The sequence below is a fragment of the Acidiphilium sp. genome (genome assembly GCF_049977125.1).
In the GTDB taxonomy this organism is placed as follows: Bacteria; Pseudomonadota; Alphaproteobacteria; order Acetobacterales; family Acetobacteraceae; genus Acidiphilium.
In genome coordinates this window covers 1-9,818 of the sequence record NZ_JBMFGY010000113.1, presented here as the reverse complement: position 1 = coordinate 9,818, position 9,818 = coordinate 1, and the positions used below count along the sequence as shown (strand labels likewise).

General features: G+C 60.0%; 14 protein-coding genes. All 14 read left to right on the top strand.

Features of this window, described 5'->3' with window-relative positions; translation table 11 throughout:
• The coding region (locus tag ACP5E6_RS14000; protein ID WP_427954939.1) for a hypothetical protein at positions 1 to 1,186 on the top strand (1,186 nt) is incomplete at its 5' end.
• The gene (locus tag ACP5E6_RS13995; RefSeq protein ID WP_427954938.1) at positions 1,167 to 1,973 is read left to right on the top strand and encodes a hypothetical protein; all 807 of its coding nucleotides are present in this window, start codon (positions 1,167 to 1,169) and stop codon (positions 1,971 to 1,973) included. The genes ACP5E6_RS14000 and ACP5E6_RS13995, both read left to right, overlap by 20 nt.
• Before the next feature lie 12 nt (positions 1,974 to 1,985).
• Positions 1,986 to 2,528 carry a DUF2213 domain-containing protein gene (locus ACP5E6_RS13990; RefSeq protein ID WP_427954937.1) on the top strand — a complete coding sequence of 181 codons (543 nt, stop codon included), beginning with the start codon at positions 1,986 to 1,988 and terminating at the stop codon, positions 2,526 to 2,528.
• A 13-nt stretch (positions 2,529 to 2,541) separates the two neighbouring features.
• Positions 2,542 to 3,420 (top strand): hypothetical protein, encoded by an 879-nt coding sequence (locus ACP5E6_RS13985; protein WP_427954936.1) that lies wholly within the window; start codon positions 2,542 to 2,544, stop codon positions 3,418 to 3,420.
• An 11-nt stretch (positions 3,421 to 3,431) separates the two neighbouring features.
• Positions 3,432 to 4,049 (top strand): hypothetical protein, encoded by a 618-nt coding sequence (locus ACP5E6_RS13980; RefSeq protein WP_427954935.1) that lies wholly within the window; start codon positions 3,432 to 3,434, stop codon positions 4,047 to 4,049.
• A gap of 12 nt (positions 4,050 to 4,061) precedes the next feature.
• Positions 4,062 to 5,090, top strand: coding sequence for a hypothetical protein (locus tag ACP5E6_RS13975; protein WP_427954934.1), 1,029 nt, complete (start codon positions 4,062 to 4,064; stop codon positions 5,088 to 5,090).
• Positions 5,091 to 5,097: 7 nt separating this feature from the next.
• Positions 5,098 to 5,586, top strand: a complete 489-nt coding sequence (locus ACP5E6_RS13970; RefSeq protein ID WP_427954933.1) for a hypothetical protein — start codon at positions 5,098 to 5,100, stop codon at positions 5,584 to 5,586.
• Positions 5,586 to 6,035 carry a hypothetical protein gene (locus ACP5E6_RS13965; protein WP_427954932.1) on the top strand — a complete coding sequence of 150 codons (450 nt, stop codon included), beginning with the start codon at positions 5,586 to 5,588 and terminating at the stop codon, positions 6,033 to 6,035. The genes ACP5E6_RS13970 and ACP5E6_RS13965 overlap by 1 nt, the downstream gene beginning before the upstream one ends.
• Positions 6,035 to 6,454: a hypothetical protein gene (locus ACP5E6_RS13960; protein WP_427954931.1), complete on the top strand. Its 420-nt coding sequence runs from the start codon at positions 6,035 to 6,037 to the stop codon at positions 6,452 to 6,454. The genes ACP5E6_RS13965 and ACP5E6_RS13960 overlap by 1 nt, the downstream gene beginning before the upstream one ends.
• A complete protein-coding gene (locus ACP5E6_RS13955; protein WP_427954929.1) occupies positions 6,451 to 7,509 on the top strand; it encodes a hypothetical protein in 1,059 nt (352 codons plus the stop codon). The genes ACP5E6_RS13960 and ACP5E6_RS13955 overlap by 4 nt, the downstream gene beginning before the upstream one ends.
• 15 nt (positions 7,510 to 7,524) lie before the next feature.
• A complete protein-coding gene (locus ACP5E6_RS13950) occupies positions 7,525 to 7,824 on the top strand; it encodes a hypothetical protein (protein ID WP_427954927.1) in 300 nt (99 codons plus the stop codon).
• The gene (locus ACP5E6_RS13945) at positions 7,824 to 8,111 is read left to right on the top strand and encodes a hypothetical protein (RefSeq protein WP_427954926.1); all 288 of its coding nucleotides are present in this window, start codon (positions 7,824 to 7,826) and stop codon (positions 8,109 to 8,111) included. The genes ACP5E6_RS13950 and ACP5E6_RS13945 overlap by 1 nt, the downstream gene beginning before the upstream one ends.
• Before the next feature lie 61 nt (positions 8,112 to 8,172).
• A complete protein-coding gene (locus tag ACP5E6_RS13940) occupies positions 8,173 to 9,264 on the top strand; it encodes a hypothetical protein (protein ID WP_427954925.1) in 1,092 nt (363 codons plus the stop codon).
• 12 nt (positions 9,265 to 9,276) lie between these two features.
• On the top strand, positions 9,277 to 9,726 hold the full coding sequence (locus ACP5E6_RS13935) for a hypothetical protein (protein WP_427954923.1): 450 nt from the start codon (positions 9,277 to 9,279) through the stop codon (positions 9,724 to 9,726).
• The last annotated feature ends 92 nt before the right edge of the window (positions 9,727 to 9,818 follow it).

The window sequence follows — 9,818 nt, the reverse complement described above, 5'->3', positions numbered from 1 at the left end:
GAAATCGATCGGCAAGATCGGCGCCGACAACATCATTTTTCGCGCTACGCAAGTCAGCCAGATTTATGGCGTTTCGACCATTGGCGTGAACGTGGTGAACGCCGACGGAACGAAGGCGCCCACGCACGAGCCTCTACCCCTCGACGATATTCACAATGTTGACCTGTATTTCAACATCTTCGACCCGCTGAACACGGCCGGCAGCCTAGTGCTGAACCAAGACCCGCTCGCCGTTGATTTCATGCACCCCGAACAGGTGAGCGTGAGCGGTCAGGTTTGGTCGAACACGAAGACAATCGTGCTGATGCACGAACAGCCCGTGTTTATCGAATGGACCAATTCGGCATTCGGATTTGTCGGCCGCAGCGTCTACCAGCGCGCGTTCTACGATCTGAAATCATTCGCGATCTCGATGATCGCCGATCAGAAGGTGCAGGAAAAACTCGCCCTGCTGGTCTACAAAGCAAAGTCGCCCGGCTCGGTGATCGACAACGCCGGCCGCGCGTTCAAGCAGATGTTCCGCACTTCGATCAAGGGCGCAACAAACAAGAACGTCGTGTCGATCGGCACCGAAGAAGATTTGGCGAGCCTCAATTTCGAGCATGTGCAGCAGGCGGGCGAGTATAGCCGCGGCAACATCCTCAAAAACATCGCGGTGGCATCTGGCCGCCCCGCCGCCTTCCTGACGCAGCAGAAGCTTGCGGAAGGGTTTGGCGAGGGTTCCGAAGACGCCAAGCAGATCGCGCATTTCGTGGACGCCCTTCGGATCGAGATGGAGCCGCTCTACGGGTTCATGGACAATATCGTAATGCGCCGGGCATGGTCGCCCGCGTTCTACAAGTCGATGCAGCGCAAATACCCGGAGCGGTACGGGAAGCTGAAATACAATGCGGCGCTGCATGAGTGGATGGACGCATTCACGCCGTCATGGCCTAACCTGCTGACCGAACCCGACAGCGAAAAGGCCAAGACCAACCAGCTTAAACTCGAACCCGCGGCGAAAATCGCGGAGATCATCATGTCCGCCGCCGACCCGGAAACCAAGGCCGCCGTGTGTGTGTGGCTGGCCGATCTGGTGAACGACCAAAAGGAATTCTACAGCAGCCAGCTCATCATCGACCCGGACGCGATCGCGTCCTATGAGCCGCCCGCGCCGGCGCCGGAAAATGCTGAAAAAGACGCCTAGCTATCGCGATGTTCTCGCGGAGGCGCTGAGCGAGTTCCAGAAATACGGATACGATAGCGACGAACGCCTTGACTACTGGCTCGGGATGCTCCGCGAGGCGATTGAGCGCGACATGCCGACCGATTTTGAGGTTTCCCGGCGCGTCCGCACGGCGCTTGAGACCATCACGCAACGGTTCAAGGGCGGAGGATGGCGCAAGAGCCATCCCGGTCTGCGGGACGCGGCGATCGACCGGGTTGGGCATCAACTCTCCGGCCTGCTTGAGCGGCGCATCCTGGCGAGCGCGGACCTGATCAAGATCAACCGCAAGAAGGCGGTGGACCAAACGGTACAGCGGTTCGTCGGTCTCGCGACGAGCATCCCGCCCGGCGGAACCCGCGTAATGGATAAGCGGGAAGCCAAGGCGCGGATCGGCAAGTCGATCCAGCAGATGACGTTTGAAGAGCGCCGCGTGGTGATCGACCAAGGCCACAAATTGCTGGCGAACATCAACCAAACGGTTGCTGAGGGCGACGGCGCGATTGCTCTAATCTGGCGCTCCAACTGGCGCGTCCCCGGATACGACTACCGGCAGGACCACAAAGAGCGCGACGGCCATTGTTACCTCATGCGGGGCAATTGGGCGACCGCCAAGGGCCTCGTGAAACCGGGGCCTGACGGATATTACGACACGATAACGGCGGTGGGCGAAGAGCCATTCTGCCAATGTCACGCCGAGTTTGTTTACGACCTTGGCGATCTCCCCCGCGACATGCTGACAAAAAAAGGTCTGGCGGCCATCGCCTGATTGGAATGACCAATGCCGCCCGAAGTCGTCACCGAACTAGATGTGGCGCGGGACATTCGTGACGGCAAAATCGATAGCCCGCAACGGTTCGGCAACAAATGGTTGTTCGCCATTCGGATCACCGGCACCGGGATCAGTTTCCGGCCGTCGCTCAATGAGTACGTCTACCGGCCGCCCGAATTCTACCTGACCGCCGATTTCTTGGAGCGTTGCCAAGGTCTGCCGGTCATCTTCGACCATCCCGACAAGTCAATCCTGAACACGGAAGAATACCGAGACCGAACGATCGGTTCGGTGATGCTGCCTTATCTCATCGAGGATGAGGTTTGGTGCATTGCCTTAATATACGACGAAGACGCTGCTGAACTGATGGGCACAACGCACATCAGCACAAGCCCTGCGGTCTCGTTTGAACAGTCACAGATGAAAATAACACGCGCTCCTGACGGATCAAGACTGTTGATCGAGGGCGAACCACGAATCCTCGACCACATTGCCGTTTGTACGGCAGGGGTTTGGGACAAAGGCGGCCCGCCATCGGGCGTTGATTATTGAAAAGGACCGAACGATGAGTGAAGCCGAGGATAAAAAACTCGAAGCGGCCGAGCGTGATGATTCGCGCAAGGACGCAACCCGCGATGATGCGGCACGCAAGGACAGCGAGGAAATCCCCGCCTGGGCCGATGCGCTGATGAAGTCGCACAAAGACGTCATGGACCGCCTTGACGCGATGGACCGAAAGGACTCCGCGCGCAAGGACGGCGAAAAGGACGAAGGCGAGGACAAGACCGAGGACAGCGACGGCAAGCGCAAAGATGCCGCCGATTGCAAGGCCGATGCCGAGCGCAAGGATGCCGAGCGCAAGGACAGCGAAGCCCTCGAAGCCGCCGACCGCAAGGACAGCGAAGACAAAGAGGGCAAGGACCGCGAGGACCGCGCCCGCAAGGACAGCTCCATCGCCGCCGAAAACCGCGACATGAAGGCCAAAATCGCGGCGCTCGAACATCAGATGAAGCACGTCTACACCGAGCCCTCGGTCGAAGATCGCAACGCCCTCGCCGACGCCCGCAGCCGCGCCGACAGCCTGTTCCAGTCTGTGCTCGGCCGCCCCGTGCCCGAGCCGATTCCCGGCGAGCGCCCCATCGCGTATCGCAAACGCCTTGCGGAATCGCTCAAGAAATTCAGCGACACCTTCAAGGGCGAGCGCCTGGATTCACTGACCGGGACGATCTTCGACACCGTCGAGGAGCGCATTTTCGCCGATGCCGCCGCCGCGGTGAAAACCTCCGCCGTTATGCCGGCCGGCCAGCTTCGCGCGATCAAATCCCGCCAGCTTGGGCACGACGTGACCGAATACGTCGGCGACCCTGCCGCAGCCTGGGCGCCGTACTCATACGGCGCGGGCGGCAAGATCAGCATCAATCGCGGCCTCACGGCGCGTAATTAAGGATCAACGCAATGGCAAACATCTCCTTTAATCCGGCGTTGATGACTGCGCCGCAGAATACGTTTCTGCTCGAAACCCAAGGTTACATGCAGGGTCTTACCCAGCAGGATTGGGCAAGTCGGGCGTGGCTCGAAGCGGGCATTGTCGGATCGACTGTCACGATGCCGATCTGGGGCGGGATGGGTATCCTGATCGATACGTCCGACGCCGCGATTACCGATAACCGGCAGGGGTCAGTGATCCAGCCGGCGAGCACGACGCAGCTTAACGGCTTCACCGTGTTCGATCAGGCGATCAACATGATCCAGACGCCTGGCAACAACGTCGCCATCGCGACGGCCGGGCAGAGCGTGGCGTTCTACTCGTTCGGGACCAATGCGCGCATCCCCGTGCCGATCCTGAGCGGCGGCCTGTCCGATTTCGAGGGCGTTTCGCGCAATACTCCGCTGTATTGGGACACGGTCAACTTCTGGCTGACCACCGTAAGCACGGCGAATACTGTCGCGCTTCCGGCAACGACAAAACTCATGTCGGTCAACGCCGCGAACTCGAAAATCGTTTCGTACAATTCGACCACCGGCGCGGTGAACTGGCTCGCGGGCCAGGCGTGCGCGGTCATCGCGATCTAAAGGAGACACCCAATGGCCGCATTATTTCCCGCACAAGCCAAAGTCCACCCGAGTTTTTCCGAACCCGAGCTGATCATGACCTACGCGCAAGCGTCGGGCTTCATGAACACGATGGCCGGAAGCGCGCCCCGCGTGCGCCTCGGTTCTGATGACCTCTACGTGTACGTCAACCGGCTTGACATCCGCACCGAGGCCCTGACCGCGCAGTTTGCTTCCAACTGGTTGCCGAGCCCGACGCTCGAAGCCGGATACGAGCAGGCGCAAACTTACCTCGTCCGCAACCGCGTCGTCTATGACCGGCACGATATGGCCGCCGCGGGCCGCTACGCCGTGTCTCTGCCGACCGCATACGAATACGGCCAGCGTCAGGGTATCTTTCAGCAGCTCCGCTCGATCTACCTCTACGGCTACAATGCCGCGAACGGCGAGGGTCTGTTGAACGTCGCGGGCGCCACCAACGTCACCATGCCGGCCGATAACCTTGGCAACACCACCGTCGAGACCTACGACAACGGCGATATGGTTGAGTTCCTGCTGGGTCAGTACGTCAACCTTAAAACCCGGATGTTCCAATCCGGCGGCGGCATTTCCAACCGCATCGTGATCCTCTCGCCGCAGCGCATTTTCTTGCAATTCCAGGCCGCGTCGATCGTGCAGGTCACTTCGTATCAGCGTCCGGGCGGCGGCACCAACACGGTCGCCGGCACCATGCAGAAACTGGCCGAAGAGATCGGCGATACCATCGAATGGTATTATGACGACACCCTGATCGGCAAAGGCGCCGGCGGCACCGACGCGGTGATCATGACAACCCCCGAGATCGAAATCCCGACGATCCCCGGCATGAACACCAACGAATTCGGCAAGCTCGGGCCAGCCACCAAGGCGGTCAACCTGATGTACACCGACGTGGCCGCCCCGATCAAAATCGACACGCCAACCCCCGATGGCGGCATCGCCTCCGTTCTGGAAACGCGCGCCACCCCCGGCTGGTGCTGGCGTCCGCAAGGTCTGACGATCCTTTCCATGCAGTATTCGTGAGGGCCGCATGACACTCTATGTCCGCAATACGACCCGGCAGGCGTTTGAGTTCAACGTGCGTCTCCCGGAAATGAAGCGCGTTTTCACGCTGAAACTGCACCCCAAGAAGACACGCGAAATCGACAATTTCTCGCCGGAACAAACCGCCGCCATGATCGAGCATATGGTCGCGCACGGCGCGGTGGACCGCAAGAAAATCAGCGTTTCCCTCGCGGACTATTCCGGCGTGATTTACAGCACAGACCGCGGGATCAAGGACGATGACGTGCTGGCCGGCTATGAGGCTACGCTGGACAACGCGCAGGACCGATCCGTCAAGGAGGCCACGCGCGCGGCGATTTCGGCCGGGGCAACCCAGATCGAGAACACCAACGCCAAGGAAGCCGAGATTGAGATGGCGCAGGAGCACGACATGGGCCGCCTCGGCAAGAAGGCCATGAGAATCTCAGTGGACGCCGGTATGGCGCGCAATGCGTCTGACCGCCTGCCCGTCTGATGTCGTGGTCGGCCGGCCCTAACATCACGGATTTCACGACCTACTGCCAAAACCAGGGGATCGTTTATTCCGGTACGCCGGCCGATAGCGAATACTTCCAATGGGCGTTCGACTGGTCGATGGCCGAAGCCCTGACGTGCCCGCAGATGCCGGCGGTGATCTATACCAAGGCCGTGTACGATTTTGGCGCGGATCGGTTCGTCCGGCTTGCCCAAGACGTGCCGGGCCAGACCTTCTACCAATCGCAGCGCGCGACGTTCGGGGTGATGACGTTCAAGCCCGGCGTGGTGATGGCTTCGGGCGATGAGGGAACGTCGCAAACGCTGGTCGTGCCGGAATGGTATCGGGCGCTGCCGATGTCGGCGCAACAGCTGCTCGCCACGCCGTGGGGGCGGGATTACCTCGCTTATGCGCAGATGTACGGGCCTTATGTTGTTGGAGTGTCCTGATGCTTTTGCAGCTTGGCGTCGAGAACGCGGCCTATTCCAGCAAGGACGCCAAGGGCGCGACCACGACATGGGAAGTCGCTGAAATCCTCGAAGACAAATACCACATCATGCGCGTCTTCTACGAGCTGAACAAAGAGAAGATCGCCGGACAGATGGTTGATGGGATGGCGAAGCAAATCCAGACCCTCGCCGCCGGTGGCCCCATCGCGCGGACGGTTTTGCCTGGCACGATGCAGAAAATCCGCACCGATTTCGTCAACTTCCTGAACCGGGACGAGTGGCAAAAGGTGACGGGGATCGCCATCGCGGCGGCGGAAGAGGGGAATTCCTTGCGATTCAAGGGGAAAAAGACGAACGCGCGGCCCGCGTTTGTCGATACCGGACTTTATAGGCAAGCGTTCCGCGCGCAGATCAAATGACCTTCGCGAGTGAAGCGGGCGCGGCACCGAACGAATTAACCACAGCCCTATTCCAAGGCCTCGATAACCTATCCCGCAATCAGGTCATCACGTTCCGGCAATACTCGCGGTACGTGCTCCCGCTTGACGGCTACGTGTTTTGGGTCGCGTCCGGCGCTCAAAATCAGGTCAAAGGCTCGCTGCATTACGGCGTCCAGAAAGAGCAGGAAGAAGCCGAAACGCTTGCGATGAACTCGGTGATTTTCAGCGCTGAAGCCGAGGTTCAGTTCCTCAACACCGTCAACCCCGGCTCGATGTGGATCGCCTCGATCGACTTCCAGGCGAGCCCGGACGGGAGCACCGGCCCATTCCTAGTTGCGTTCTCGCGGCAAGGTCCGTTCTACCAAGCCGCCGACCTGTTTCACTACGCCGGGTTCGCGGTCTATCCGGCCCTGCAATCGCAGATCGTGGATTCTCCCGCCAATCTGTTGGCGTTGCAGCCTATCGTCTCCAACAGCCTGCCGATCTGGCTGACCCAGAACTCTTTCGCTCCCGTGTTTCCGTCGTTCCTCGTGCCGGACAATCTGCCGCCACCTTACATCGTGGCGCATATTGAACCCGACGGCACTGACGTTTTGCAGAACTTTCCGCATTATGGTTGGCCTGGCACGATCGATCTCGGCACGGATGTCACGACATCAACCGGGTCCGACGTGACAACCTCTTCCGGCACGCTGGTCACGACCGGCTCCGGCGCATCCCCATTGCACGATCTGCCGTCCTACCAACTTGCTCGCGACCGGGTGCGGCTCACGCTCTACGGATTCAACAACCAGCTTGCGATTCAGTATCTCGCATCGCTCATCGAATACTCCCTGAATACCGACGCGTTCGGGTTTATGAACTGCCCGGCCATCCGCGACGACAAGCGGTTCCAGGTCGAAATCTCCGCGATTGCACAGAAAAAGACGATCGAGATTGTCGCCTCCTACTACCAGACGACGGCGGATGCGATCGCGCGCCGCCTGATTCTATCGGCGGCCGTTACCCCCACCGTCGCGCCCTTCACCGCCTGATAAGGATCTACGCACATGCCCCAGTATCCGCTCAATCTGCCGCTCGGCACCCGCCCCGGCACGCCGATTACCACCAGCACCGGCACCCAGGTCAAGACGGGCGGCGGCGTGCTCATGGGCGCGTCCGTGCTGGTCGCGGGCTCCGCATGGACGGCCTCGGTCTATGACGGCACCAGCACGGCCGGCACGCTGCTCTACGTGCTATCCGCCGACGCGGTCGGGCCGATCTGCATCCCCCCGACCCGCTTCGTGACGGGCCTGTTCGTTGAGACCGCCGGCACGACCGCGGGATCGATCGTGATGGCGCACTTCTGATGGCAGGCATACGCCCGACTGCGTGGGGCACGCTCACCGCGCGCAACATCACATCCGCGACGGTTATCAAGCCCGCTGCGGGCGTCCCGATCATCGCGCAGGTCATCGTAGCCGGAACCACGACCGGCGCGGTTTATGACGCCGCCGCGACGACTGGCGATGTGGCGGCCAATCAGGTCGCGGTGATCCCCGAAACGGTTGGCGCATATCGCATCGAGACGCCCTGCCAGACCGGCATCCTGATCGTCCCAGGCACAGGCATGACCGTCGCCGTTTCCTACGACTGACGCGCGGAAAATCCAGAGTTCACAGAGGCACCTTCGGGTGCCTTTTTTTTGAGGTACGCCGATGGCAACTACAATCACGTCCGCGATCGTCAAGGTCAACGCGACGATCACCGCGGCCCCCGCGCCGTCGCAATTTCAACAGAGCGGAGCGCTGGTATCGGTGGGGGGCACGACCCTTACGACCAACTCATATGCCTATTACGGCACGCTGGCTGCGGTTGAAGCGGTTCTGAGCACGGCGGGCAACTACGCTGAATTGCAGAACATGGCAACGACGTTCTTCGCCCAAGGCAACGCGGTCGGGCTCTACGTGCTCGAACTCGGTGTGCAGACGGCGGTGACGAACGGCATCACGGCGCTGGAAACGTGGATCACTGCCAACCCCGGCGTGTTCTATTCCTACCTCACACCCGCCTCATGGGACACGGACGGCGCGGCGCTGAATACGATGGCCGCGAATTACAGCGGCGCAACCGGCAAGACGTACTTCTTCGTCACGACCAGCGAGACCACATACAGCGCTTACGGAACAACAAAATCCATTATCGCTACGGCACCGAGTCCCACAGCACCGTCGAGCGTGTTTCAATCTGCCGAAGTGTTTTATGCGTTTCTATCAACCGCGCCGTCCATCGCCGCTCCGGCCGCTCCGATCGGATTCCGATTCGTCACCGACGCGTACCCTTGGCCTCTCGCAAACAACCAGAACACTATCAATTCTCTCCTAACGGCCAACGTCAACATCATCCTGTCCGGTGCCGAGGGCGGCATCAGCACATCGACGATCCGCAACGGGACCACGATGGACGGCAACCAGATGATGTTCTGGTACGCGGTGGACTGGATTCAGATTCAAGCCAAGCTCAGCCTCGCCAACGCGATCATCAACGGCTCCAATTCCAATCCGCCCCTTTATTACAATCAACCCGGCATCAACACCCTGCTCGCCGTTCTGGAAAATGTCGGCGCATCGGGTGTCGCATTTGGTCTGTTGTTGTCTGCGACTTTCACCGCAACGCCATTCTATACTTACACCCAAGCTAATCCATCGAACTATGCGGCGGGGATTTACGATGGTTTCGCGTGTACCGCGACCCCGCAACTTGGGTTCGAGCAAATCACGTTCAATCTCGACGCTACAACCTTCGCATAAGGGGAAACGGATATGTCAGGCACCAATCCCCAAATCGTTCAGGGCACACTCAACCGGGTTCGCACCCATATCGTCGTGCCGAATTACCCGGCGCTGAATGTGACCGCGTCGTATATGGGCAAATCGCAGGCGGTTCTTTCGTTCGAGGGTCCGTTCGTGCATCAGGAAGAAACCGCGACCGGCGTGGTCAACTCGCCCGCCCCGTTCGTCATGGGACGGCTGGTGGTTTCGCTGCTGCGCACGCAAGGTCTGGCGAACGCCTATGTGTCCCAATTGCAATCGCAGGCGATCATCGGGCCGGTGACATCGCACGCGGACACATCGGCGTTCAGTGCGATTACGCTACAGAATTCGTCTATCATTGACTTTGACCCCGGCGCGTTCGACGGCATGGACCCGGTGGCAAGGGTGACGATCCGGGGTGTGTTTTACACCAATTCAGTTTTGTGGACTTTGGTATAGTACGCGGCTGTGGTTCTCTTTTTGCCTAGTTTAGAAAGTCTGATTTTTTCTTTTGCTGCATCAGTATGAACGTAACCTGTTTTTCCGGTGCG